General features: G+C 41.2%; 25 protein-coding genes. 22 read left to right on the plus strand and 3 right to left on the minus strand.

Going from position 1 to position 25,368, the window contains the following annotated elements:
- The first annotated feature begins 8 nt into the window (after window positions 1-8).
- The 7 genes from HOO90_RS01200 (at window position 9) to HOO90_RS01230 (ending at window position 4,705) form a co-directional block, all read left to right on the plus strand.
- A complete protein-coding gene (locus HOO90_RS01200; RefSeq protein WP_292838679.1) occupies window positions 9-71 on the plus strand; it encodes a hypothetical protein in 63 nt (20 codons plus the stop codon).
- A gap of 85 nt (window positions 72-156) precedes the next feature.
- Window positions 157-567: a hypothetical protein gene (locus HOO90_RS01205; RefSeq protein ID WP_292838631.1), complete on the plus strand. Its 411-nt coding sequence runs from the start codon at window positions 157-159 to the stop codon at window positions 565-567.
- 71 nt (window positions 568-638) lie between these two features.
- Window positions 639-1,583, plus strand: a complete 945-nt coding sequence (locus HOO90_RS01210) for a site-specific integrase (protein ID WP_292838633.1) — start codon at window positions 639-641, stop codon at window positions 1,581-1,583.
- A 33-nt stretch (window positions 1,584-1,616) separates the two neighbouring features.
- Window positions 1,617-1,799, plus strand: coding sequence for a hypothetical protein (locus HOO90_RS01215; protein WP_292838635.1), 183 nt, complete (start codon window positions 1,617-1,619; stop codon window positions 1,797-1,799).
- A 383-nt stretch (window positions 1,800-2,182) separates the two neighbouring features.
- Window positions 2,183-3,625 carry an SIR2 family protein gene (locus HOO90_RS01220; RefSeq protein WP_292838637.1) on the plus strand — a complete coding sequence of 481 codons (1,443 nt, stop codon included), beginning with the start codon at window positions 2,183-2,185 and terminating at the stop codon, window positions 3,623-3,625.
- A 12-nt stretch (window positions 3,626-3,637) separates the two neighbouring features.
- Window positions 3,638-4,138 carry a TIR domain-containing protein gene (locus HOO90_RS01225; RefSeq protein ID WP_292838639.1) on the plus strand — a complete coding sequence of 167 codons (501 nt, stop codon included), beginning with the start codon at window positions 3,638-3,640 and terminating at the stop codon, window positions 4,136-4,138.
- Between the two features lie 318 nt (window positions 4,139-4,456).
- Complete coding sequence (locus HOO90_RS01230) at window positions 4,457-4,705, plus strand: DUF1272 domain-containing protein (RefSeq protein WP_292838641.1); 249 nt, start codon at window positions 4,457-4,459, stop codon at window positions 4,703-4,705.
- Between the two features lie 308 nt (window positions 4,706-5,013).
- Here HOO90_RS01230 and HOO90_RS01235 read toward each other — a convergent pair whose 3' ends face one another.
- Both HOO90_RS01235 and HOO90_RS01240 read right to left on the minus strand, forming a co-directional pair.
- Window positions 5,014-5,337: a thioredoxin family protein gene (locus HOO90_RS01235; RefSeq protein ID WP_292838643.1), complete on the minus strand. Its 324-nt coding sequence runs from the start codon at window positions 5,335-5,337 to the stop codon at window positions 5,014-5,016.
- Between the two features lie 112 nt (window positions 5,338-5,449).
- Entirely contained in the window at window positions 5,450-6,067 is a 618-nt protein-coding gene (locus tag HOO90_RS01240) for a DUF4202 domain-containing protein (RefSeq protein ID WP_292838645.1), read from the minus strand.
- Between the two features lie 269 nt (window positions 6,068-6,336).
- Here HOO90_RS01240 and HOO90_RS01245 point away from each other — a divergent pair, with 269 nt between their 5' ends.
- From HOO90_RS01245 to HOO90_RS01280, 8 genes are all read left to right on the plus strand, one after another.
- Window positions 6,337-6,900, plus strand: a complete 564-nt coding sequence (locus tag HOO90_RS01245; protein WP_292838647.1) for an ANTAR domain-containing protein — start codon at window positions 6,337-6,339, stop codon at window positions 6,898-6,900.
- Between the two features lie 400 nt (window positions 6,901-7,300).
- Window positions 7,301-8,614 (plus strand): CmpA/NrtA family ABC transporter substrate-binding protein, encoded by a 1,314-nt coding sequence (locus HOO90_RS01250; protein ID WP_292838649.1) that lies wholly within the window; start codon window positions 7,301-7,303, stop codon window positions 8,612-8,614.
- Between the two features lie 65 nt (window positions 8,615-8,679).
- Window positions 8,680-9,597, plus strand: a complete 918-nt coding sequence (gene ntrB / locus HOO90_RS01255) for a nitrate ABC transporter permease (protein ID WP_292838651.1) — start codon at window positions 8,680-8,682, stop codon at window positions 9,595-9,597.
- Window positions 9,598-9,634: 37 nt separating this feature from the next.
- Complete coding sequence (locus HOO90_RS01260) at window positions 9,635-10,462, plus strand: ABC transporter ATP-binding protein (protein WP_292838653.1); 828 nt, start codon at window positions 9,635-9,637, stop codon at window positions 10,460-10,462.
- 35 nt (window positions 10,463-10,497) lie between these two features.
- The gene (locus tag HOO90_RS01265) at window positions 10,498-11,907 is read left to right on the plus strand and encodes an alginate export family protein (RefSeq protein ID WP_292838655.1); all 1,410 of its coding nucleotides are present in this window, start codon (window positions 10,498-10,500) and stop codon (window positions 11,905-11,907) included.
- 82 nt (window positions 11,908-11,989) lie between these two features.
- Window positions 11,990-14,425: a nitrite reductase large subunit NirB gene (nirB, locus tag HOO90_RS01270; protein ID WP_292838657.1), complete on the plus strand. Its 2,436-nt coding sequence runs from the start codon at window positions 11,990-11,992 to the stop codon at window positions 14,423-14,425.
- Between the two features lie 26 nt (window positions 14,426-14,451).
- A complete protein-coding gene (gene nirD, locus HOO90_RS01275) occupies window positions 14,452-14,766 on the plus strand; it encodes a nitrite reductase small subunit NirD (RefSeq protein ID WP_292838659.1) in 315 nt (104 codons plus the stop codon).
- 5 nt (window positions 14,767-14,771) lie between these two features.
- Window positions 14,772-17,501: a nitrate reductase gene (locus tag HOO90_RS01280; protein WP_292838661.1), complete on the plus strand. Its 2,730-nt coding sequence runs from the start codon at window positions 14,772-14,774 to the stop codon at window positions 17,499-17,501.
- Window positions 17,502-17,724: 223 nt separating this feature from the next.
- Here HOO90_RS01280 and HOO90_RS01285 read toward each other — a convergent pair whose 3' ends face one another.
- The gene (locus tag HOO90_RS01285; protein ID WP_292838663.1) at window positions 17,725-18,399 is read right to left on the minus strand and encodes a Crp/Fnr family transcriptional regulator; all 675 of its coding nucleotides are present in this window, start codon (window positions 18,397-18,399) and stop codon (window positions 17,725-17,727) included.
- A 157-nt stretch (window positions 18,400-18,556) separates the two neighbouring features.
- Between HOO90_RS01285 and HOO90_RS01290 the strand changes: the two genes are divergently transcribed.
- The 7 genes from HOO90_RS01290 to nirK form a co-directional block, all read left to right on the plus strand.
- On the plus strand, window positions 18,557-18,982 hold the full coding sequence (locus HOO90_RS01290; protein WP_292838665.1) for a cytochrome c: 426 nt from the start codon (window positions 18,557-18,559) through the stop codon (window positions 18,980-18,982).
- A gap of 27 nt (window positions 18,983-19,009) precedes the next feature.
- Complete coding sequence (locus HOO90_RS01295) at window positions 19,010-20,386, plus strand: cbb3-type cytochrome c oxidase subunit I (protein ID WP_292838667.1); 1,377 nt, start codon at window positions 19,010-19,012, stop codon at window positions 20,384-20,386.
- A gap of 155 nt (window positions 20,387-20,541) precedes the next feature.
- Window positions 20,542-21,123 (plus strand): cytochrome c oxidase subunit 3 family protein, encoded by a 582-nt coding sequence (locus tag HOO90_RS01300; RefSeq protein ID WP_292838669.1) that lies wholly within the window; start codon window positions 20,542-20,544, stop codon window positions 21,121-21,123.
- Between the two features lie 7 nt (window positions 21,124-21,130).
- Entirely contained in the window at window positions 21,131-21,409 is a 279-nt protein-coding gene (locus HOO90_RS01305; RefSeq protein ID WP_292838671.1) for a cytochrome C oxidase subunit IV family protein, read from the plus strand.
- Window positions 21,410-21,459: 50 nt separating this feature from the next.
- Window positions 21,460-22,242 (plus strand): CbbQ/NirQ/NorQ/GpvN family protein, encoded by a 783-nt coding sequence (locus HOO90_RS01310; protein WP_292838673.1) that lies wholly within the window; start codon window positions 21,460-21,462, stop codon window positions 22,240-22,242.
- A 25-nt stretch (window positions 22,243-22,267) separates the two neighbouring features.
- Window positions 22,268-24,106: a VWA domain-containing protein gene (locus HOO90_RS01315; RefSeq protein WP_292838675.1), complete on the plus strand. Its 1,839-nt coding sequence runs from the start codon at window positions 22,268-22,270 to the stop codon at window positions 24,104-24,106.
- Window positions 24,107-24,251: 145 nt separating this feature from the next.
- Window positions 24,252-25,368: copper-containing nitrite reductase (nirK, locus tag HOO90_RS01320; RefSeq protein ID WP_292838677.1), on the plus strand; the 1,117-nt coding region annotated here is incomplete at its 3' end.

A 25,368-nucleotide genomic window follows, 5' to 3' on the forward strand; every position in this document is an offset into this window, starting at 1 on the left:
ATAGACTGGTGCATCACTGCGATATTGTTGAAACAGGTAATGATTCTTATCGATTTAAAAATAGGTCTTAAACTGGTGCACTTCTGCACGCAAACTGTGGTGCACTTCTAAACAAGCATTGACAGTTTAAACGTTTCTATGTTGTTGGCTTATGAAATGTTAATGGAAGCTAGTAACGCACAGGTTGAGGGAGAGTTCATACCTAGCCAAGAATACCAAGGTATCAATCTAGCCGCGCTGGATATTTACTGCCGAGGCGGTAGAACAGTTATTTCACAATTTGTTGCAGCCAGTAAGCTTTTGCAGCAGTTTTTAATTGAACACCCAAATAAGAATACAGCAAGGCTAGTAGGTACAGTGTTATTCATTATTGAGGGTAGCTTGTTAAACCGAGAATTTATCTTCACTGGCTCGCAAGCAATAAAGGAACAGATTGAATTGATGGAAATGCTAGGTGTTGGTTTAAAAACAAAAGAAGTAATAATTATGTTAATTGATTTGATACATAAAGAGATGCCTCTATTACAGCAAATTAGAGCAACACATATAGACGCAATGAGAGACTAAAACTTTATTTCTAATTAGTCAGAATATTACATTCTCGAAGCCCAAAAATGAGTAAAATTCAAAATAATAAGATGTCACTATCAAACACTATCTACTTTGATAATGTATCTAAAGTGCAATTAATTGCACTTAAAAGTGATTTTGAAAAATATATCAATGCTGCGTTAGCTTCCAGCACAAGAAGTTCATATCAATCAGATTTAGCGCACTTTATTAGTTGGGGTGGAACCATACCCTCAACCCCTGAAATTATTAGCCAATATTTAGCGGTACATGCTGATTTACTTGCTCCAGCAACACTCAGTAGGCGAGTCGTGAGTATCAATAGGGCGCACACATCGCAGAATTTACCCTCACCTACTAAGTCTGATTTGGTTAAGGCTACGCTACGCGGTATTAAGCGAACTGTAAGCACAAAACAGCGACAGGTAGAGCCCATTCTGAAAAATAATCTATGCGATATGGTGGCTGGTCTTGAAGGGGTTAAAGGTTGCCGTGACAAAGCATTATTGCTAATAGGATTTTCGGGAGCTTTTAGACGTAGCGAGCTTGTTAGCTTGCAACATTCGGATATTGAATTTGTAGAACATGGTTTAGTTGTACATTTGCGTAAATCAAAAACTGACCAGCTAGGTGAAGGTCGCAAGATAGGCATCCCATATGCTAGAGGTGCTGTATGCCCTGTGCTCGCACTGAAAGAATGGCTAAAACTTAGCGAAATAAGTGAAGGCGCCTTATTTAGACCAGTCACACGTCATGGTCGAATTGAAAACATCAACTTATCAACTCAAGCAGTAGCCATTATCGTTAAAGAACGTGCTAAAGCCATTGGCTTAGATGCTAGTAAGTTTTCAGGACATAGCTTACGGGCTGGGCTGGTGACTAGTGCTGCTCAAGCTGGTGTGTCTAGCTGGAAAATTCGTCAACAAACTGGGCATAAAAGCGATGCCATGCTTAACCGCTATATTCGTGATGCAAGATTGTTTATTGATAATGCAGCAGGTTTAATTTTCTAATGAGCCATTTCAATTAAATGACACAGATATAGTGTGAATAATATGATTAGTGCAGAAATGTCACATGCTTTAGCTTTAATAGCACAAACATTACCACCGTCCAAGCTAGATAAGTTGCAAAAAGAATATATAAAAGCTGAAGAAGATGAGGAGTTAGCTCATTGGATTAAAGAATACCCTTTAAACAAATTGCCGCCAAGATATAGAGTTGTGTAGTTTTCATTGATATTTTGGGTTGCTTATTGAGTATTCTCAACTAGCTGACCAATTATTATTTAAGTTGACCAGTGATTCTCATGACTACTGACTATTCATTCACTTTGAAGTAAATTGTTCATCAACGTCATAAATTAAACATCCTGATTGCAGACGTTTGTCATTGACACTTTGGGCCCAAAGCCGCCACTTAACCAAGATTGTTCGAGCCTCACTTGGTGAGCCAATCCAGCACAAATTGCAGAACGTTTTTCTAAGAAACTCAGAAGTTTATTCAAAATTATTGATTAGATTACACTTGACTGTTAATGTGCATAATAATTGTATTTGTAGCCCCCCGTGTTACATGAACGGGAGTTAATCAGCTCTTAAATGGTGAAAAAATGACTTTCAACTCTGAAATAGAATCGTTCATTAAAGATTATGTGAAAGATTTAGCGGAAGGAACTGCATCAATTTTTGCAGGGGCTGGATTATCAATACCTGCTGGCTTTGTAAATTGGTCTGAGCTGATGAAAGATATAGCAATTGATTTAGGACTAAAGATTGAATTTGAAACAGACTTAATTTCTATTGCTCAATTTCATGTTAACGAAAATAATTCAAGATCCAAAATTAATAGAAAAATTCTAGAAGAATTTATTGAAGATACAGAAGCAACAGAGAATCACAATATCATCGCCAACCTCCCAGTATCATCAATTTGGACTACTAACTATGATGAGTTGATAGAAAAAACATTTCTTAAAAATGGAAAAGTTACCGATGTAAAATATACCAATGAACAATTATTATCAAATAAACCTAAAAGAGATATAGTAATTTATAAAATGCATGGTGATGTAAATCACCCAACACAAGCAATATTAACTAAAGAACAATATGAGCAATATCACGAGACTCACCAGCCATTCGTAAATGCACTTGCAGGAGAACTAACTACAAAAACTTTTTTGTTTATAGGATTTAGTTTTACTGATCCAAATTTAGATTACGTTTTAAGCAGATTAAATTTCAGATTTAACGAACATAAAAGACAACACTATTGTCTGGTAAAAAAGCATCAACTGGGTGATTACCTGAACCCAGATCAAGCAACTTTAGATTACAACACACGTAAGCAGCAATTAGTTATTAACGATCTGAAAAGATATGGAATAAAATCATTACTTATTGAAAGTTATGCTGAAATCACTTCTATTCTCAAAGAAATTGAATCACGATTTAAAAAGAGAACAATATTTATTTCTGGTAGCGCAGAAATTTTTAATCCCTATAACCGTAACGAAGCCATTAGCTTTATACACACAATCTCAAAAAACTTGATCGAAAATGATTTTAGAATAGTAAATGGTTTCGGTTGGGGCATCGGCAGCTCTATAATTAATGGCGCTTTAGAGGCTATATATGAAAAGCCACTAAAATATTCGGAAACACAACTAATTCTCAGACCATTTCCGCAGTTTGAATCTGGAAGAACTAAATTATCTGATCTTTGGGAAGAATATAGACAGAAAATGATATCACTTGCTGGCATCTCTATATTTGTTTTTGGTAACAAGTCAGATAACGGACAAATAATAGATGCAAATGGAGTAATTCGAGAATTTGAAATATCGCTATCTTTGGGAAATATATGTATCCCAATCGGTTGTACTGGATATGCCTCCAAAGTTATTTATGAAAAGATTATTGCAGATCTAGAAAATTATTATAAAAACCCAATTTTAGCGAAAGAATATCTAGAAAAACTTAACGACACTAAAACACCTTTAATAGAAAAATCAAAAATTTTAATCGATTTCATTAAAACAATAACTCCCTAGAGAGGAATTCTTATGGCGCGCAAAGTATTTTATAGTTTTCATTACTCAGCTGATAGCTGGAGAGCAAGTAAAGTAAGAAATATAGGGGTGATTGAAGGCAATCAACCAGCAAAAGATAATGATTGGGAAAGCATCACTAAAGGTGGAGATAAAAAAATTGAAGCATGGATAGCTGAGCAAATGAACGGAAGGACTTGCACAGTAATTCTAGCAGGGAAAGAAACTGCTAATCGTAAATGGATTAATCATGAAATAGTCAAATCTTGGGATAAGGGTTTAGGGGTTCTAGTGATTTACATTCATAACATTACAAATCATGATGACAAGCAAACAACGAAAGGAGCAAATCCCCTAGATTATGTTATACATGGACCAAGTAAAGCAAAGCTATCTACAATTGCAAAATCCTATGATCCTCCTAAAACAGTAAGTGCTGATGTCTATAACTACATAGCAGCAAATATTGAAAAATGGATAGAAGATGCAATAACAATTCGTAAAGCTAATATATAGAGTAAAGGATAATACGAACGTTTGCTTTAGTGAGCCAATCAAGGCACTGAAATAACCTCTACCCAGTGCCCATCTTCATCATCTTGGGCGCGGTCTAAGAGATTGAGATCGACACAATCCAGTTCTCAGATTTGTCAGAATTGGTGAGGCATTATAGGCTCGAACGTATAACTGGAATGGGTCGGCAGTGACGATTTTCAGAGTCCGCTATGGAACGTTGCAATTTCTTAGACTTGCCGTTTCCACTAATTAACGGCATGATATTCATATGCTAATTTTTCAACAGCCTAGTTAGGCGCAATAGTCACGGAGACTAATATGTTGCAACTACGTCCATCTTGTGAGTGCTGCGACAAAGTACTTCCACCTGAGTCTACAGAGGCTCGTATTTGTTCGTTCGAGTGTACTTTTTGTGCGTTTTGTGTAGAAACTGTTCTCCACGGAAAATGCCCAAACTGTGGCGGCAATTTTGTTGCAAGACCAATTCGTCCAGAAAATAAGCTTGCTACTAGCCCTGCATCAACCGAGCGTATTTATAAACCTGCAGGTTGCGCAAAGACAACATAATGTTCTTCATTGCACCTAACTCATCAAACGGGGCACGCTAAAGCGCGCCCTTAAATTCAAACGTCACTGACGGCTTTGGGTCGGGAGTGACGATTTTATGGGGCTGCTTTGAAGAAATGCGATTATAAAGCCCAATAGTAGACGGTCATAAAATTCACTCAGGGCCCAAACCGGAAGTTCATCAAACAAGCTCGACAGACAGCAACGGGGGACGAAGCAGCCGGTCAGTTTTGCAACGCCTATGAGTACTTCCAGCACTTAGCTACCATTTGAAACATCCGACATAGTTTGTAATTACTATATTGAAGTTAGTTTATTTGGCTGAAATCTATTTCATTTAAAGCGGCAGCAATTATTTTAGCGTCTCTAGGCCGAACTATTCTTATTACCTCGACACCATCTTTAAGGTACACAAGTGTCGGCCAGAGTTTTACTGAATAGGTACGTCCAAGTTGCTGCCCTTTGCCATCTGCAATTTTGATATGTTTCACATTTGGATATTGAATAAGTGCAGCAGCGATAATTGGCTGAGCCTCTTGACAGTACCCACACCAACTAGCACCAAACTCAATGACAGCGGAGCCTGTCAACTGATCCAAATCTGCTCGATTTACTTGATTTTCTGCATCCATGTTGTGGTGACTATTTAATTAATAATTCATGATTTAATGAACACGTGGTTACGAAAGTAAAAAGCCACATTAACCAATGCAATCATTAATGAAACTTCAATTAAAGGTCAGATTAAACTTTAGCCAATGCACTTCTCAAAACCAATTCTAATTCGTCTGGTAAAAAAATCAGCTTAGTGATTGAAGAACGACCTTCCTTTGACATTTTTCGTAAAGACTTGACCAAAATGTCTTGAAACTTTGCTATTTCATAATCAGCATGCGAAGCAACGAATTCACCCAGATAACTCTCTAGAAAAACCAATACCACCACATCCTCTAACGTTTTTGCTTCATCATCATCATCATCCTGCACCGGATCTTTACGAACCAATGAACAAACGCGACTTACCAAGATGTCGTCGTAGCCAACATCCTTAAGAACAGATTGTGCAATATCAGCATGAAAATTTTTAAGCTGGTTGCGCCACTGGTGATAACCCGTCTTAGTCATTGGGTAACTCGCACGAGGAATCTGCCAACGCTGGATATGTTGACAACGAACTGCCAACTGAAGCTCTTCTGAAGCATCTGGTGTAAACCGATTAAGCATCTTGCTCATACGCTGCCCATAAATCAGTTCTTTCGGCAAGATCTTTTCTTCATACATTTCAGTGACTGGATCTAAAGCATTCAACTCGTCAAAGCGAGCGATTGCTTGTTGAAATTTAAATGGATTGGATGTTTTCATTATTAGGTGATGATGTCGTAGGTAATTAACTAAATTAGTTAGCATAAATGTAAAAGTCCAAAACGCTATATTTTTTTAATTGCTCTCCATAACTATTAAATTCAGTTTTTGGGGTTACAGTACGATTTTGGCCATGCTTCCATTTTAGATAGTACGTTTAAAAAATATTAATCACTTGAAAATATTTATCTACTCAAACTTTATAAATTTGGTGCGAATCTTGCTTTACTACTAGTAATAAATTCATTTGGATTGCTATGCTAAAGGTAATGATTGTTGATAGTGATTTAGCTCGCACCAAGCCGCTGAAACAATCTTTGCTGGATGAAGGTTATGAGGTTATCGCACATATTAAAAGTACTGCGAATGTTGATGATGCCTGTAGAAAACTTCAGCCCGATGTGGTGATTATTGATACAGACTCTCCAAGTCGCGACACTTTGGAACATATCTGCGTAATGACCATGAATGACCCGCGTCCAATTATGATGTTTACTCATGACGATGATAAAGATCAAATTAAGCTGGCTACTCAGGCAGGGGTTTGTGCTTATGTAGTCGGTACAATACCCAACGAAAGGTTAAAGCCTGTTATCAACGCTGCAATAGCAAGGTTTGATGAATTCAAAATTTTACGTCAAGCCCTCAATGAAGCGAACATAAAGTTAAGTGAACGCAAGGTGATAGAGCGTGCTAAAGGTTTATTAATGAAGCAAAAAAAGATGGATGAGGAAGAGGCATATAGTCTGCTTCGCAGCATGGCAATGCACAGAAAGATTCGATTAGGCACACTATCAAAACAGATTGTTCAGGCAGCAGAACTTTTACTTTAATTTCAACTTCAAATTGATCTATTTAGTAAATAGTTTCTGCACATCATTAGTGCATTTGTTTCGGTTTGGTGCAGTATCAATATACATATGTGCCATCTAGTTAACATTTAATGAGGACTCATATTTAAATTAATTCATTAGTAATCAATAAATTATATAATTTATAACGTAGTTGGCATTACTATTGCTTTATGTATTACAAGAATCAATCGCTGCATCAAATCCAAAGACGGATAACAATGTAGCAAAAAACCATATAGAGCCAAAGGCGGCTCATAAGATAAAAGAATTAAGACAAAGGCGTCTTAACAACAAGGACCATTCCTTGGAGTTAAGACGCCTTTTTTTTGTGCCAAATTTTAGATATTCAACTAACTAGTAATTTAATGAGGACTAAAAAATGAGTGATAAAGAACAAGTTACCCCAACCTTAATTGATAGCGCAAACAATTTGAACCCAATAAATACTGTTGATTCTAGCCGTCGTGGTTTTTTAAAAAACACTATCGCAGGCGTAGTCGGAGCTGCCACTATTATGAATATTTTACCCGCAAGTTTACAAACCAATGCATGGGCTGCAGGCTCAGATGCGCCTGAAATCACTGAAGTTAAGATCGGTTTTATTCCACTGACAGATTGTGCCCCAATTATTGTTGCTGCAGAAATGGGTTTTGATAAGAAATATGGCATCAAGATAACTCCTTCTAAAGAAGCTTCATGGGCGGCTATTCGGGATAAAACTGTAAATGGCGAACTACATGCAGCTCATGTGTTATATGGCTTGATGTACGGTGTTCAACTTGGTATTGGCGGCCAGAAAAAAGACATGGCAGTATTGATGACTCTAAACCATAACGGTCAAGGCATTACGCTGGCAAATCAATTGAAAGAAAAAGGCGTAACTGATGGTAGAAGCTTAAAACGCTTACTGGATAACGAAAACCGTGACTACACTTTCGCACAAACATTCCCAACAGGCACTCATGCTATGTGGCTGAACTACTGGTTGGCTGCGAATGGTATTAATCCAGTTAAAGATGTAAAAACCATTGTAGTGCCTCCACCACAAATGGTGGCTAATATGCGTATCGGCAATATGGATGGTTATTGTGTAGGTGAGCCTTGGAACGCTCGTGCGATTTTCGATAAAGTCGGCTTTAGCATTGCAACTTCACAGGATATATGGACAGATCATCCTGAAAAAGTATTGGGTACAACGGCTGATTTTGTGGCTAAAAACCCAAACACTTCACGTGCCATGATTATGGCAATTCTAGATGCCTGCCGTTATATCGAAGCAACTGAGAATCGTGCCAAAGTCGCTAAATTAATTGCAGGTAAAGCCTATGTGAATGCACCGGAAGAGGTTATTGCCGGTCGATTTGTAGGTGATTATGACAATGGTATCGGTAAAAAATGGAAAGATCCTAATTTCATGAAATTCTTTGAAGATGGCAAAGTCAATTTTCCTTACTTATCAGACGGCATGTGGTTTTTAACACAGCACAAACGTTGGGGTCTGCTTAAGTCAGATCCTGATTACTTAGCTGTTGCGACTAAAATTAATCAAGTGAAACTGTATTCTGAAGCTGCATCTCAACTTGGCATTAGCGTACCTAAAGATGTGATGCGCTCTAGCAAACTAATGGATGGGGTGGTGTGGGATGGTAAAAATCCAGCAGCATATGCAGCAGGTTTCAAGATCAAGGCATAAAACTGTTTAGATGGAGAGCGTTTAAAGGCGCTCTCTTACTAGGTAACTTTTTAAAGAAAAATATTATGAGTGCAATTAATCTAAGTAAAGAAAGTTTAAAAGCCATCATGAACAACAGAAATACTGTTGTAAGCAAGGAAAATAAGATGACGAATTCAACAATAGCTATAGACAAAATAGAAACTACAAAGCTAAAAACTAGCGAGCTTGCATTAAAAGCACGCGCCTTATTTAAATGGTTAATCCCCCCAGCATTTGGCCTGCTGATGCTACTCGCTATTTGGACGATAATTTCACAGCAATCACCTAACCTACCAGGGCCCATTAAAACATGGTACTCAGCCATAGAGTTATTTAGCGATCCTTTTTATGACAATGGCCCAAACGATAAAGGCGTAGGCTGGAATATTCTTGCCTCATTGCAACGAGTGGGCTTAGGTTTTGGTTTGGCTGCATTAGTGGGAATTCCAATGGGGTTTATTATTGGTCGATTTGAGTTCGCTTCAAAAATGTGCGCTCCAGTTATCAGTCTATTACGCCCAGTATCTCCCCTTGCATGGTTGCCGATTGGCTTGTTGGTATTTAAAGCAGCTAATCCCGCCGCAATTTGGGTTATTTTCATTTCAGCCGTTTGGCCAATGATTATTAACACTGCAGTGGGTGTCAGCAAGGTGCCTCAAGACTATATGAACGTGGCAAAAGTACTCAATTTAAGCGAGTGGAAAATTGTTACTAAGATTCTTTTTCCGTACGTACTCCCTTACATGATGACCGGTGTTCGTCTTTCGATTGGTGTTGCATGGCTTGTAATTGTAGCTGCTGAAATGCTTACAGGTGGTGTTGGCATTGGCTTCTGGGTATGGGACGAATGGAACAACTTAAATGTTGAACACATCATTATTGCGATTTTTGTCGTAGGGATTGTAGGTTTGCTTTTAGAGGTAGTTCTTACACAAATCGCTAAAAAGTTTAGTTACGAATAAGCAAAACAACAAAACATTTATCCTCTTAGGAATCATCATGGACAAGCTAGAGAAAGCAAATGCAGACCGCTACGTACAGTTAGAAAATATTGAAATGACCTTTACTACTAAAAAAGGCACATTCAATGCATTAAGCAATATTAATTTGAATATCAAAGAGGGCGAGTTCATCTCTATTATTGGTCACTCAGGCTGCGGAAAATCAACAGTTCTTAATCTAATTGCAGGTTTGCTTGCGCCAACAGAAGGTTTTTTATTCTGTGCTGGTAGAGAAATTGCAGGACCAGGCCCTGAGCGTGCCGTAGTGTTTCAAAATCATTCTTTACTTCCTTGGCTAACATGTTTTGAGAATGTGTATTTGGCAGTAGAGCGTGTTTTTGGCCCCGGCTCTGTTGACAATGAAACTAAAGTTCAGCTTGAAACACGCACACACGCTGCAATTGCTTTGGTTGGTTTAACACACTCTAGCGATAAGCGTCCGAATGAAATCTCAGGTGGTATGAAGCAACGTGTGGGTATTGCACGCGCATTGGCAATGGAGCCAAAAGTCTTGCTGTTAGATGAGCCTTTCGGAGCGCTAGATGCGCTCACCCGCGCCAATCTGCAAGATGAACTGATGAAAATCATGGCTAAATCAGGTTGTACCGCAGTGATGGTGACGCATGATGTGGACGAGGCAATCTTACTTTCAGATCGCGTAGTCATGATGACCAACGGCCCTAGCGCAACCATTGGCGAGATACTGGAAGTCAATCTTGCTCGACCAAGAGATCGCTTAGCTTTGGCAGAAGATCACGATTACAACCATTTACGTAGCGAAGTTTTGCGTTTTTTATATGAGCGCCATGCAAAAAAAGTCGCTTAAACATTTTCAATTTTAAATTTATTAAGGAATCAACCATGAAACCGAACATTACATTCAAACTTAATTTAGTGATGGTTGCTACTGCTCTAGCACTATCAAGCTTTGCACAATCTGCAATGGCAGAAGATGCACCAGAAGCAGAATACACGCTTTTAGATTCTATTAAGCAAGGCAAACCTTTAACCAGCTTCAGACTTCGTTATGAAAGCGTCGACCAAGAAGCATTCCAAAATGCTACTAAAAAACTAGATTCTGCTCATGCGTTTACACTTCGCAGCTTAATCGGCTGGCAGACTGCCCCCTTTCATAACTTTAGTTTCGCTGCGCAGATGACCGACGTGCATGAATTCAACGATAACTTTAACGATAGACGTGGCAACTTAACTGAACCGGGTAAAAGTAATTATGCCAATATCGTTGACCCAGGTTATACCGACATTAATCAACTTTTTGTCGATTGGACCGGCATTAAAAACACCAAACTACGTTTAGGTCGACAAGTGGTGAATTTAGATAACGTGCGTTTTATAGGTGATATTGCGTTCCGTCAAAACACACAAGTTTTTGATGGTGTTTCTGTACTGAATAAAAGTATTCCTGATACCGAAATCTTTGCAGCACACTTTGACAAAGTACGCCAAGTCAATACTGAGTTAAGAAGCGGTAACATGGATCTATTGAATGTGAAGTATCGTATTTCACCTAGCGAATCATTAGTGGGTTACGGTTACTTTGTTGATGTGGCGAACTTGAGTCAAAACAATGGTAATCCCGCAGCCTTGAGTACAGCGGCTCAAGGTGGTAATGGCTTAGGCGCGAGTCAAGATCTGACTAAAACAGCCACAACGGATGCAAGCTCAAAAACTCTCGGTTTACGTTTAGATGGTGTACGTAAAGTAGATGATAACTGGAAAGTGTTGTACACAGCAGAATATGCAAAACAAAATGACTATGCCGGCGGTAGTCCACTGATTGATGCCCATTACCTTAAATTAGGCGGTGGTGCTGCTTATGATGTGTGGTCGATTAGGATTGATCATGAAGTGCTTTCTAGCAATAACGGCAAGTATGCTTTCCAAACCCCACTAGGCACGAATCACTTATTCCAAGGTTGGGCAGATCATTTCTTAGCTACACCACGTCAAGGGATGGAAGATACCTTTGTGACTTTTGCCGGCAGTATTGAAAAAGCCAAACTTTATGCTGAATACCATGTATTTAAGTCAGATGAGAAGTTTGCAACGCTTAATGGTAAATTCAGCGACAACTATGGTAGTGAGTTTGATGCGAGTGTGTTCTATCCATTTACAGCCAACATTTCAGGCAGATTGGAATACGCGAAGTTTATGGAAGATGATGTTTATGGAACAACGAAAGCATCAACAAACGCAGCACGTAAAGGTGACAAAGAAGTGATCTGGGCTACCGCAATGTATACGTTCTAAAGCATTAGAAAAAGTCTAGCAACCGTTTCAATAACAGTTGCTAGACTTTTCAACATAATCTAACTTTTAAGATGATTGAATTATGCAAAAACTGAAATTAGTGGTTGTGGGTAACGGTATGGCAGGGATGCGTACTGTTGAGGAACTATTAAAAATAGCGCCAGATATTTATGATATTACTGTTTTTGGTGATGAGCCCTATCCCAACTATAACCGCATCATGTTGTCGCCAGTATTAGCAAATGAGCAAACCATTGATGACATCATCTTAAACAGTCGTGAATGGTATGCAGCGAATAATATTAAGCTGCATACTGGCGCACGTATCAATAAAATTGACCGTAAAAATCGTGTGGTGTACGCAGAAAATGGGACTTCTGCGGAGTACGATAGATTATTACTCGCAACAGGATCTAAACCTTTTATGCCGCCAATCCCAGGTAAGGAGTTAGACGGCGTACAGGGTTATCGTGACATAAAAGATACTAATGACATGATGGACGCTGCAAAAAAGTACAAACATGCAGTGGTAATTGGTGGTGGATTATTAGGTTTGGAAGCCGCGAATGGTTTAAAAATTCAAGGCATGGATGTCACTGTAGTGCATAGAAATGAGTGGTTATTGGAAAAACAACTCGATAAAACTGCAGGCAAAATGCTCCAAAAAAATTTAGAGGCCAAAGGTTTAAATTTCTTATTAGAAAAAAATACTGAGTTGATCAATGGTAATCAAGATGGCCGCGTAAGCTCTGTTCGCTTTACAGATGGCTTAGAAATCACTGCTGACTTAGTCATTATGACTGTTGGGATACGTCCGAATTTCACACTCGCTGAATCTGCTGGTATTCATTGTAATAAAGGGATTGTCGTTAATGACACCATGCAAACCTATGACCCTCGTATTTACGCCGTTGGCGAGTGCGTAGCGCATCGGGGCATTTCTTATGGTTTGGTTGCTCCATTATTTGAAATGGCTAAAGTATGCGCGACGCATTTAGCTAACTTTGGTATTGGCTTATATAAAGGCTCTGTGACTTCAACAAAATTGAAGGTGACGGGCATTGACTTATTCAGCGCGGGCGATTTTTCTAGCAATGAAGATGATGGCCGTGAGGAAATTGTTTTACACGACGCTGTGGGTGGGGTTTACAAAAAGCTCATAATTAAAAATGACAAAATCATTGGCGGCGTGCTTTATGGGGATACCACGGATGGTTCGTGGTATTTTCAAATGCTTAGAGATGGTAAGCCCATCCACGAAATTCGTGACCATTTAATGTTTGGCCAAGACTCACTCGGCAATACGGGTCATTTAGGGCAAAACAAAGCTGCTGCTATGACCAATGAAATGGAAGTTTGTGGCTGTAATGGCGTATGTAAAGGCACCATTGTCAAAGCCATTCAAGATCAAGGCTTATTTACAATCGATGATGTAAAAAAACAAACCAAAGCCGGTTCTAGCTGCGGCTCATGTGTCGGGCTAGTAGAGCAGATTTTGGCCTCAACACTGGGTGGCGGTTATGCACCACCTTCAACCAGCAAAGCAGTATGTGGTTGCACAGAAAAAAATCACGAAGAAGTGCGCGCTGAAATTCGCACTCATAAATACTTAAATATTCCAGACGCCATGAAAGGCATGGGCTGGCGGACTCCTAATGGTTGCGCCACTTGTAGACCAGCGCTCAATTATTACCTGCTTTCAACTTGGCCACATGAAGCCAAAGATGATCCTCAATCACGTTTTATTAACGAGCGAGTGCATGCCAATATTCAAAAAGATGGTACTTACTCAGTAATTCCTCGTATGTACGGCGGCGTGACTACGGCGAATCAACTACGCAAGATTGCAGATGTTGCAGATAAATATGCTGTGCCTATGGTGAAAGTTACCGGCGGGCAACGTATTGATCTATTAGGCGTCAAAAAAGAAGACCTTGTCGATATGTGGGCTGATTTAGATATGCCCTCTGGTTATGCTTATGGTAAGAGTATTCGTACGGTTAAAACCTGTGTAGGTTCTGAATTCTGTCGCTTTGGTACTCAAAACTCGACGCAACTAGGTATTGATATTGAAAAAGCATTTGACCATATGTGGGCGCCACACAAAGTGAAGTTTGCCGTTTCAGGCTGCCCGCGTAACTGTGCTGAATCTGGCATTAAAGATGTAGGCATCATCGGTGTAGATTCTGGCTGGGAAATTTATGTAGGCGGCAACGGCGGTATTAAAACTGAAGCTGCACAATTCTTATGCAAAGTTAAAACTGCAGAAGAAGTATTGGAATATTCAGGCGCATTTATTCAAATTTACCGTGAAGAGGCACGTTACTTAGACCGTACTGTGCATTGGATTGAGCGTGTAGGCTTAGAATATGTAAAACAACGCGTTCTTGAAGATGCAGATTGTCGCAAGGCTGCTTATGAACGCTTGCTATATGCCTTGCAAGGTGCAGTTGAACCTTGGGGAGAGCGAGTTAAAAATAAAGCACTCAGTAAGCAATATGAAATCATAGCCGTTTAATAGCTAAAAAATAAGGATGCCACGTAATGAGTAATTGGGTAAAAGTAGCGCCACTTGAAGATATTCCTCAATTAGGTGCGCGCGTCGTTCGCTCTAAAGAAATTGAAATAGGTGTTTTTCGCTTACAAGATGATCGTATATATGCAGTCAACAACAAATGCCCTCACAAAGGCGGCCCATTGTCTGAAGGTATTGTTTATGGCGACAAAATCGCTTGTCCACTTCATAGTTGGAAAATAAGTCTAGTAGATGGTCAAGTAGAAGAGCCGGATGTTGGTGAAACGGCATGTTTTAAGACTAAAATTGAGGATGGCATTGTTTATTTAGAATTAAAAGATTAACCACCTTGATTAAAAAAACAAAATCAACTTGTTGTTACTGTGGCGTCGGCTGTGGCGTCATTATTCATAGTAAAAATGAACAAATTATAGACGTAAAAGGTGATCCTGATCATCCAGCTAATTTTGGGCGACTGTGCACTAAAGGTGCTACTTTACATTTAACAACGAATTTAGATAATCGTTTGCTCTATCCAGAGATGCGCTTACAGCGTGATAAACCTAGAGTCCGTGCCAGTTGGGATGAATCACTCGATTTTGTTGTAGAAAAGTTTGCTAAATCCATAGAAATGCATGGGCCAGATTCTGTGGCTTTCTATATTTCTGGGCAATTACTCACTGAAGATTATTACGTTTTTAATAAATTAGCTAAAGCCTTAATTGGCACCAACAACGTCGACACAAATTCACGGTTGTGTATGAGCTCAGCTGTAAGCGGCTATAAAGCTACATTAGGCTCAGACTCGCCACCAGCGTGCTACGAAGATATTGATCACACTGAATGTCTTTTGATTGCAGGCTCAAATACAGCTTTTGCCCACCCGATTATCTTCCGACGAATTGAAGATGCGAAAGCCAAAAATCCAGATTTAAAAATCATAGTCGTAGACCCTCGCAGAACTGATACCGCTCAAGCTGCTGATTTGCATCTTGCGATTTTACCAGGTACCGATGTCGCTTTATTTAATGGTATGTTGCATGTGATGTTGTGGGAAGGCTTGTTGGATATGGCTTATATCAACAGTTATACCAATGGCTTTGCCGAGCTTAAAGAAACGATACGTGAATACACGCCGAAAATGGTAGCGGATATTTGCGGCATTAAAGAAGCAGACATTATTGCTGCAGCCAAATGGTTTGGCAAAGGACCATCATTGTCTATGTACTGTATGGGTTTAAATCAGTCCATTCATGGCAGAGATAAAAACGCAGCACTGATTAACCTGCACCTTGCTACAGGACACATTGGCAAATTAGGTGCAGGGCCTTTCTCTCTAACAGGTCAGCCTAATGCAATGGGTGGACGAGAAGTCGGCGGCATGGCTACTTTAATGTCCGGTCACCGTGAGTTAGCCAATGCCGAACATCGCGCGGAAATAGCCCAGTTTTGGGGGGTTGAGTCTGTGCCTGAAGCGCCAGGAAAGTCAGCAGTTGAAATGTTCGAAGCCGTGAAAGATGGAAACATAAAGGCAATTTGGATTGCCTGTACTAATCCTGCGCACTCTATGCCAGATCTTAATAATGTATTAGCCGCCTTAAATAAGGCTGAATTGGTCGTTGTGCAAGATGCGTTCAAGCAAACTGACACCAATCAATATGCTGATGTATTGTTGCCAGCGAGTACTTGGGGAGAAAAAGAAGGCTCCGTCACCAACTCAGAGCGTTGCATAACGCGTGTGAATTCTGCTGTACAGCCACCTGCAGAAGCTAGACACGATTGGGCAATCATGGTGGATTTTGCTCAGCGTTTAGAAAAACGTCTTGCTACAAAATCCAGATTGTTTCCTTACAGCAATACCGAACAAATCTTTAACGAGCATCGTGAAACTACACGCGGGCGTGATTTAGATATTACGGGCCTAAGCTACGCGCTGCTTAACGAACAAGGCCCACAACAATGGCCTTTTATTACTGGAGCAACGACTGGAAAAGCTCGCTTATATACCGATGGCGTATTCCAAAAGCCGGATGGCAAAGCACAGTTTCTGAACGCTACGTATAAAGGCACTGCCGATAAAACTGACGCGCGCCACCCGCTACATTTACTCACAGGACGTTTGCGTGACCAATGGCATGGCATGAGCCGCACAGGCAACGTTGCGCAACTATTCAACCATGCTGAAGAACCTTGTATTTACATGAACGCTGACGATATGTCGCGCCGTTCAATTAAAAATGGCGACATTGTCAAAGTGAGCAACAAGCGCGGCAGCCTAACCTTACCCGCACAAACCTCTACTGAGATGCAGCCTTCACAAACATTTATTCCTATGCACTGGGGCAGCCAGTTTATGAATGGATTAGGCGTTAATGTGCTCATGCCTTCAGCAGTCGATGTGATTTCTAAGCAACCTGAACTCAAGCATACTGCGATAAAAATTGAAAAATTAGACTTACCATGGCGCATTAGCGTCATGCGCAGCATTAAAAACTTAGACGTACTACAAAAAATACGTGCATTACTTATAAACTTTGAATATGCAAGCTGTGGTTTATTCGGTCGCGCAACAGAGCAACATGCGGGCATGCTGATTTTGCGCGCAGCTCACACAGAAGCTCCTAATGACAAAATTATTGCCGAAATCGATCGATTATTAGGTATGACAGATGATATGCCTTTACTGGATTACAATGACGCAAAGCGAGGTATCAGCAAACGTATTTTGGTGGAAAAAAATCCAGCTACGGATAAGCCGAAAATAACAGGCGTTCGCCTAGTCGGGGAAGTTCTCGCAACTGACTGGTTAAAAGAAGTGATGGTGACTGGTGAGTTCACGGCAGAGTTGCATCGTTGGGCATTGGCGCCAATTAGCATGCCACCATCAGGTCAAGGCCGTCGAGGGAAAATCATTTGTAACTGTCTGGACGTCGCCGAGAATGACATCATCGACACTATTCAATTAGGTGCCGATTTGATCACACTACAAAACAAGCTTAAATGTGGTACCGAATGCGGGTCCTGTGTACCTGAATTAAAACGGCTAGTGAAGATACATGAAAATCAAGGGTACACATAGATTTTTTTTGATTGGCCGACTGAATTGGGTCGACATTTGTCGGTGAGTTGTCGTAGATGAAGGTCGCCTTTGGGGATTTTTCGGTCAGTAAGTAAAATTAGGTGAATGACTCAAAAGGGTCGGGAGTGACGATTCTCAGTGGCAGCTTTGTAGAAATGTAATTATTAATCCAAATTGCAGACAGTCATAAAACTCACTAGGGGCCCAAAGCTGACATTCTAAATTACTCAAAGTTACGTAAGCCAGCCACATTGGTAATTACAATTTCCTTCCCGTTCACTTCAATTAAACCAGCATTACTCAGCCGTAACATCACGCGTGAGAGTGTTTCTGGCGTGAGGTTGAGCATTGATGCAATTGTTAATTTATTTGCAGGTAATTGTAAACGCTCTGGATTTGGCGAATCAGCACTAATCTGCAGTAAATAGCCAATTAGTCGTTGCGTGCTGTTTTGTAATGAAATGGACTCAATATCATTGACCAACTGACGGTTGCGCGCCGATATGGCTGCTAGCATACGCCTAACGACTGTCACGTCGTTATCGAGAATGTCAAAGATCGCCTCTCTGGTAATTAATAATACTTTAGAATCTAAAGTGGTTTGTGCGTAAACTGGAAAAGAGCGCTCTAGGAATAGCACAGCCTCACCAAAGCTTTCACCAGGCTGAATCAAACCAATGACTTTTTCATCACCTTGCGGTGAGATTACCCCCAGCTTTATTTGTCCTTCCAGCAAGAGATAGAATCCATGTGCTTTGTCACCGCGGTTAAATAGTGTGCCACCGCGTGGGATGTCTACTAGCCTAGTGCCATTGGCTAATAGCTCAATCTGAGATGGTTGCAACTCAGAAAACATGTAAAACCCAGATAATTTTTGAGCTATTTGTGATTTATCCATAAATTATCTCCTTATATTTTTGATATTTTTATAAAGAGTATTGTGTACTAAATTAGTCAACTTTCAAAACTTGATTCGGGTCAAGATTTTATTTAGATCCAAATGCTATTGTCCGTTCTGTAATTTTCTTCACTCTTTAATTTAAAGGAGCAATGTTATGAGCGCAACATTCACCAAGTCGATGGCGCGAAATGTTTTTTACGGTGGGGGAGTTTTCTTCTTCCTGTTATTTCTTGCACTTACTTTTGACACCATGAAAGTGTTACCAAAGCGAGACAACAGCCAAAACATTACGCCAGCAGTGGAGCACGGCAAAAAACTATGGGAGACCAATAACTGTATTGGCTGCCATACATTATTAGGTGAGGGTGCTTATTTTGCACCAGAATTAGGTAATGTTTATCCACGTCGTGGACCAGATTTTATTAAAGCGTGGATTAAAGGACAGCCAACTGGTGTGCCTGGACGTCGTCAAATGCCGCAATTTAATTTAAGTGACGCAGATATTGATGATCTCATTGCATTCCTTAAATATGCGTCTGAGATTAACACCAATAAATGGCCACCAAACATTGAAGGCTAACTTGCCAATAACTCAGGAGATTTTAAAATGAAATATACATCTCAAGCTGTGGCGAAGCCTTACTTCATCGCAGCAATTGCTCTGTTCCTTGGTCAGATTTTATTCGGTCTAATCATGGGGCTTCAGTATGTGGTTGGGGACTTCCTATTCCCCGCCATTCCTTTTAACGTGGCTCGTATGGTGCATACCAACTTGCTGATTGTCTGGCTATTGTTTGGCTTTATGGGAGCCTCGTACTATCTAATTCCAGAAGAGTCTGAAACCGAGCTATACAGCCCCAAGCTGGCTATTCTTACCTTTTGGATTTTCTTGGTGGCGGGTGCGGTTACCGTGCTGGGCTATTTGCTTGTCCCTTATGCGTCCCTCGCAAAATGGACTGGCAATGACCTGCTTAACACCATGGGGCGCGAGTTCCTTGAACAACCATTACCAACCAAAGTAGGTATCGTGTTAGTTGCCTTATCTTGGTTGTTCAATATTGTGATGACAGTACTTAAAGGTCGAAAAACAGCCATTAGCTTAGTGTTGTCACTTGGTATGCTTGGTTTAGCGGTATTCTTTCTGTTCTCGTTCTACAACCCGGTCAATCTAGTAAAAGATAAATTCTACTGGTGGTGGGTGGTTCATCTTTGGGTTGAAGGTGTATGGGAATTGATTCTTGGTGCAATGTTAGCTTTCGTATTGATTAAAGTAACAGGTGTTGACCGTGAAGTGATTGAAAAATGGTTGTACGTGATTATTACCATGACATTAGTCACAGGCATTATCGGCACGGGTCACCATTACTATTGGATTGGTACACCAGCCTACTGGCAATGGTGGGGTTCAATCTTCTCAGCATTAGAGCCTATTCCGTTCTTTATGATGACTGTATTTGCATTTAACATGGTAAACAAACGCCGTCGTGAGCATCCTAACAAGGCTGCAGTATTATGGGCTTTAGGTACAAGTGTTATGGCGTTCTTAGGCGCTGGTTTATGGGGTTTCTTACATACACTAGCCCCAGTGAATTACTACGCACACGGTACGCAATTAACTGCAGCACATGGTCACTTGGCATTCTATGGAGCTTACGCCTTGGTGGTATTAACCATGATTTCGTATGCAATGCCTATCATGCGTGGTCGTGCGGCAAATTCTGAAAAAGCGCAAATTATGGAGATGTGGTCTTTCTGGTTAATGACGATTGCCATGTTCTTTATCGCCTTATTCTTAACTGGCGCTGGTATTGTGCAAATTTGGTTGCAACGTATCTCAAACGCACCAATGAGCTTTATGGCGGTTCAAGATCAAATATCAATCTTTTACTGGGCACGTGAAGGTGCTGGCTTGGTGTTCTTGATTGGTTTGTTACTTTACATTGGTAGTTTCTTTGTAAAAGGTGAAAGCAAAGCTTTTGAGTAATTAATCAAAAGTGAAATTAAAAAAAGAGGAGTTTCGGCTCCTCTTTTTCATTGGTTTAGATATATTTTACAACTTGATTTGCATCAATGACCAAGCCTGCGCTAACGCGCATGATGCTGTAAAAATCAGCGACGCAATCTAATTATCGGAATTAAGTGAACGAACACAGCAACACTATTAATCAAGATGATCTACCAGGTGATTTTGCAATCTGGATTTTTATTTTTGCAGAAATGTTGGCATTTGGTGTGCTATTTGTGGCCTATGCCTTTACCCGCGCTCAGAATATTGAACTGTTCAATGCTTCGCAACTTACATTAAACCGTACTTCAGGGGCAATTAATACGCTGGTGCTGATTACCAGCAGTTACTTTGCAGTAAGGGGCGTTGAGGCGATTAAGCGTGGTTTAAATCAACAGTGTGCACATTGGCTGACAGGTGCCTTCTTACTTGGCGGTGTATTTGTCGGCATCAAAATGGTGGAATTCCAATCCAAGTTTGCAGCGGACATCACCATGAGCACCAATAATTTTTATATGTTTTACCTGTCACTGACATTTTTCCACTTTATGCACGTGTTAATGGGCATGGTTATTTTAGCGGTCATCATTATGAAGGCCAGACGTGGCGGATATAGTGCACATGATTATGTTGGTGTAGAAACGGGCGCTTCGTTTTGGCACATGGTGGATTTTTTATGGATTATCTTATTTCCGCTGGTTTACATTATTCGCTAGGATTGTTATGAACAACACTAAAGCACTATCAAATCTATTTTTTACAGTCATTTTGCTGGTGCTAGCGGTGTTGACTATCATGACATTCAGCTTAGGCGAGGCAGGCATGGCGGGCAAAGGCGTTATGCTCACATTATTAGCAATCACCATGATAAAAAGTCAGTTGGTAGCCAATTATTTTATGGGTTTGCGTAGAACTAAGTTTTTGTGGCGCGCCATTATGTTTGGCTATTTTGCCATCGTTGGCGGCTTAATTGCAGTGGCTTACTTAATGGGTCTTAAATAAAAAAATTACTAATTTAATTGGTTAAACTTAAAACCAATACTGGAAATTTCATGGAAAACTTACCTTTTTATCAATCGCACGGTAGCGAAATCGAGCTTTTTGAACGTGCATGGCGCAACAATTTACCTTTGCTCATTAAAGGCCCAACGGGCTGCGGTAAAACACGTTTTGTCGCACATATGGCGGCTAAGCTATGCTTACCGCTGCATACCGTAGCTTGCCATGACGACCTCACCGCTGTTGATTTGGTTGGTCGACATCTGATTGTCGACGGTCAAACCGTGTGGAGCGATGGGCCTTTAACGCGTGCAGTGCGTGAGGGCGGTATTTGCTATTTAGATGAAGTAGTAGAGGCGCGTAAAGATACAACGGTTGTGTTACACCCACTGGCTGATGATAGACGCATCTTACCAATAGACCGTACTGGTGAAATTTTGGCCGCGCCGCCATCTTTCATGCTGGTGGTTTCTTACAACCCAGGTTATCAAAATTTTCTCAAAGGCATGAAACCCTCCACAAGGCAGCGTTTCATTTCACTCGCTTTTGATTTTCCATCAGCTACGCAGGAAGTAGCGATTCTAATTGGCGAAACAGGTATTGATGAAATGTTAGCAAAACGTTTGGTTTCTATTGCTAATGCATTTCGTGCGTTGAAAGACCATGACTTGGAAGAGGTCGCCAGTACACGCTTGTTGGTGTACGCCGCCATGCTGATTAAAGATGGATGTGAGCCCACACTGGCTTGCCGCGCAGCCTTAGTTGAGACCTTGACGGACGACCCGGAAACTGCCGTTGCATTGCGTGAAGTGATTGATGCGACGTTTGGCCTATAAATGCGTTTAATAGAAACACGCTAACATGGAAGAATACGTCGGAGAACTCTGGCACAAATTGGTCACGCGTGTTGCCGATAAGCAGCATGCAGAGGCGGCTGTCAGCTTAGATGAAATGAGTAAAACTGCCGCTATTTTCTTTCGGGCTTTGGGCGGAGATGCGGGCTTAAATCTTTCTGCTGCCCCATCCACTCGCCACGGCGCAAGGCGAGGTTGGCGAGATAGACTTGCGACTACTGGTGAACGGATTGAACTATGTTGGCGCGATGGCGAAACACTGCGATTACCAGAAAAAATAGATATATTCACCGAGCGAAGTCTAAATCGCGATTTATACTTGTGGTTAGTGGCGCTTTTAGCAGCAAATGTTGATGACAGTTTGCCTTGGATTGTCCGCAATCAAAAAGCTACGCAAGTCACGCTGGAGCGCTTTCCTGGTTTGGTTGCCAGATACCGTCGATTGATCAATGCACTATTGCCCTTGCGGCCTTTGCCAACAAGCCTGCCTGCCGCTGAAGCTGCGCAAGAGGCTGTTATTCGTCAAGCGCTAATTCAACCTGGCAGTATTCATGTTTTGCCCCCATCAAAGAAACAATTTCAACCTGTGGTGCTTTGGACACACCCAAGTCCTCCAATGAGCGCCAATAATAAGGTTAGCACCAGTGATGGTGAGCCTGAACGCGAACAATCGGAAGATAAAAATGGTGTTAAAAGTCGCAAAAAACACGCTGCTGAACGAACTGATATGCCAGATGGCAAAGATGGCTTTCTTATGATGTTTCGTGCTGAAAGTTTGTTTTCGTGGACTGAATATATCAACGTGAATCGTCCACAAGACGAAGAAGATGACGTTGAAAGTGCCGCGCTAGCCGCAGAAGATATGGACACGATGACGATAGCACGCGACGGCGAAACGAGTGTTGCTAAGTTACGTTTTGACCTTGATCTGCCGCCTGCAGGCGAAGATGACGCGCCTCTGGGCGAAGGCATTCCCTTACCTGAGTGGGATTACAAAAAACAAATCATGCAGCCTGATTACTGCCGCTTACAGGAGCTTGTATCGCAACAAGCTGAACCATGCGAATTGCCGGCACAATTACGCCGCACAGCAAGACGCTTGCGCAGTCAGTTTCAAGCGCTGGCACCCACCAGAACTTGGCTCAAAAGACAGCAAGACGGTGAGGAAATTGACCTTGATGCATGGGTGCTGCAAGAGGCTGATTTACTCAGTGGCAAGCATTCTGATAGTCGCGGCATGTATCGCGCACAAGTCAATCAGCAACGTGATTTGGCGTGTTTGCTATTGGCTGACTTATCACTTTCTACCGATGCTTATGCCTCTGACCATGCCCGCGTAATTGACGTGATACGCGATAGTTTGTACTTGTTCTCTGAAGCGCTTTCTGCGACGGGTGACCGCTTCGCTATGTATGGATTTTCATCATTAAAACGCGGCAATGTACGTTTTAATCGCTTAAAGAGTTTTGATGACCGATATGACGGATTAGCGCGTGGCCGTATTCAAGCCATTAAGCCAGGTTACTATACGCGCATGGGGGCAGCCATACGTCAGGCAAGTGCTTTACTTGCGGCCCAACCACAACGTCAACGCCTGTTATTATTGCTCACCGATGGCAAGCCAAATGACTTGGATCGCTACGAAGGGCGATATGGTATTGAAGATACGCGTATGGCACTTCATGAAGCGCGCCAGCTAGGTTTACGGCCGTTCTGCGTAACGATAGATAGAGAAGCTAATGAGTATCTACCTCACTTGTTTGGTGCTGGCGGATTTGCTGTGATACGCAAACCAGAAGATTTACCTAAAGAACTACCCTTGCTATATGCGCAAATGACGCGCTAGAAAGCGCTGAATAATAATTTTTGATTCTTGATTCGGGTCAAGATAATCTATTCATTTAATAGCTATTCTTCTCTCCAAGGTGCGACAAATCGTCGCAGGCATTCTAAATAATGTCATACCTATCTATCACCAAGGGGAGGTAATCATGTTTAAATTTAAGACCAAAGTACTTGTAACTGTTATTAGTGCAGCATTAGCCATGGTTTCATGCGCTCAAGTCGCAGAAAAATCAGCATCTAACGGTGAAAAGAAAGACGCCAGCCTTGTGAATGGCCTCCCAGTGGTTCAGGGCGTGCTCACGCAAGCGCCTAATGTTCCGCCACCAATCACCAGAAGTTACGCGGCTAAAGTCGTTATTAATATGGAAACACAAGAAAAAGTCATGCGCATGGCAGATGGCGTGGACTATATGTTCTGGACATTTGGTGGACAAGTACCTGGTCAGTTTATGCGCGTTCGTGAGGGGGATGAAATTGAGTTTAACCTATCCAACAGCCCTGATTCAAAAATGCCACATAACATTGACTTGCATGCGGTAACAGGCCCAGGTGGTGGTGCGGCATCATCATTTACTGCGCCTGGCCACACCTCTAAATTCAGCTTTAAAGCACTTAATCCTGGGCTGTATGTTTATCACTGTGCCACGGCACCTGTAGGCATGCATATTGGCAACGGTATGTATGGCTTAATTTTAGTAGAACCTAAAGCAGGCTTACCAAAAGTAGACCGTGAGTATTACGTGATGCAAGGCGATTTCTACACCAAAGGTAAATACGGTGAGGCTGGCTTACAGCCATTTGATATGGAAAAAGCTATTAAAGAGCAGCCAGATTACGTTGTATTTAACGGTTCTGTAGGTGCGCTGAATGGAGACAAAGCAATTACAGCTAAAGTAGGCGAAACGGTACGTTTATTTGTGGGTAATGGCGGTCCTAACATGGTGTCTTCGTTCCACGTCATTGGTGAGATTTTTGACAAAGTCTATGTAGAAGGTGGCAAGCTTGAAAATAACCATGTCCAAACAACTTTAGTGCCTGCGGGCGGCTCTGCTATTACTGAATTTAAAGTCGATGTGCCAGGTACTTTTATTATCGTCGATCACTCTATTTTCCGAGCCTTCAACAAAGGTGCACTGGGAATGCTGAAAGTCACCGGACCAGAAGATAAGGTTATCTATTCTGGTAAGCAGGCTGATACTGTTTACTTGCCAGAAGGTTCTGCGACACAATCAATCGCAAATCCAGCCGCTGCAGCAGCTAAAA

This window comes from Methylotenera sp., assembly GCF_013141425.1.
Classification (GTDB): Bacteria; Pseudomonadota; Gammaproteobacteria; order Burkholderiales; family Methylophilaceae; genus Methylotenera.

Bases quoted from the DNA above. Each gene is read 5' to 3' on its own strand.
- HOO90_RS01205 (WP_292838631.1), top strand. From the start codon at position 157: ATGTTAATGGAAGCTAGTAACGCACAGGTTGAGGGAGAGTTCATACCT.
- HOO90_RS01210 (WP_292838633.1), top strand. From the start codon at position 639: ATGTCACTATCAAACACTATCTACTTTGATAATGTATCTAAAGTGCAA.
- HOO90_RS01220 (WP_292838637.1), top strand. From the start codon at position 2,183: ATGACTTTCAACTCTGAAATAGAATCGTTCATTAAAGATTATGTGAAA.
- HOO90_RS01225 (WP_292838639.1), top strand. From the start codon at position 3,638: ATGGCGCGCAAAGTATTTTATAGTTTTCATTACTCAGCTGATAGCTGG.
- HOO90_RS01230 (WP_292838641.1), top strand. From the start codon at position 4,457: ATGTTGCAACTACGTCCATCTTGTGAGTGCTGCGACAAAGTACTTCCA.
- HOO90_RS01235 (WP_292838643.1), bottom strand. From the start codon at position 5,337: ATGGATGCAGAAAATCAAGTAAATCGAGCAGATTTGGATCAGTTGACA.
- HOO90_RS01240 (WP_292838645.1), bottom strand. From the start codon at position 6,067: ATGAAAACATCCAATCCATTTAAATTTCAACAAGCAATCGCTCGCTTT.
- HOO90_RS01245 (WP_292838647.1), top strand. From the start codon at position 6,337: ATGATTGTTGATAGTGATTTAGCTCGCACCAAGCCGCTGAAACAATCT.
- HOO90_RS01250 (WP_292838649.1), top strand. From the start codon at position 7,301: ATGAGTGATAAAGAACAAGTTACCCCAACCTTAATTGATAGCGCAAAC.
- ntrB (WP_292838651.1), top strand. From the start codon at position 8,680: ATGAGTGCAATTAATCTAAGTAAAGAAAGTTTAAAAGCCATCATGAAC.
- HOO90_RS01260 (WP_292838653.1), top strand. From the start codon at position 9,635: ATGGACAAGCTAGAGAAAGCAAATGCAGACCGCTACGTACAGTTAGAA.
- HOO90_RS01265 (WP_292838655.1), top strand. From the start codon at position 10,498: ATGAAACCGAACATTACATTCAAACTTAATTTAGTGATGGTTGCTACT.
- nirB (WP_292838657.1), top strand. From the start codon at position 11,990: ATGCAAAAACTGAAATTAGTGGTTGTGGGTAACGGTATGGCAGGGATG.
- nirD (WP_292838659.1), top strand. From the start codon at position 14,452: ATGAGTAATTGGGTAAAAGTAGCGCCACTTGAAGATATTCCTCAATTA.
- HOO90_RS01285 (WP_292838663.1), bottom strand. From the start codon at position 18,399: ATGGATAAATCACAAATAGCTCAAAAATTATCTGGGTTTTACATGTTT.
- HOO90_RS01290 (WP_292838665.1), top strand. From the start codon at position 18,557: ATGAGCGCAACATTCACCAAGTCGATGGCGCGAAATGTTTTTTACGGT.
- HOO90_RS01295 (WP_292838667.1), top strand. From the start codon at position 19,010: ATGAAATATACATCTCAAGCTGTGGCGAAGCCTTACTTCATCGCAGCA.
- HOO90_RS01305 (WP_292838671.1), top strand. From the start codon at position 21,131: ATGAACAACACTAAAGCACTATCAAATCTATTTTTTACAGTCATTTTG.
- HOO90_RS01310 (WP_292838673.1), top strand. From the start codon at position 21,460: ATGGAAAACTTACCTTTTTATCAATCGCACGGTAGCGAAATCGAGCTT.
- HOO90_RS01315 (WP_292838675.1), top strand. From the start codon at position 22,268: ATGGAAGAATACGTCGGAGAACTCTGGCACAAATTGGTCACGCGTGTT.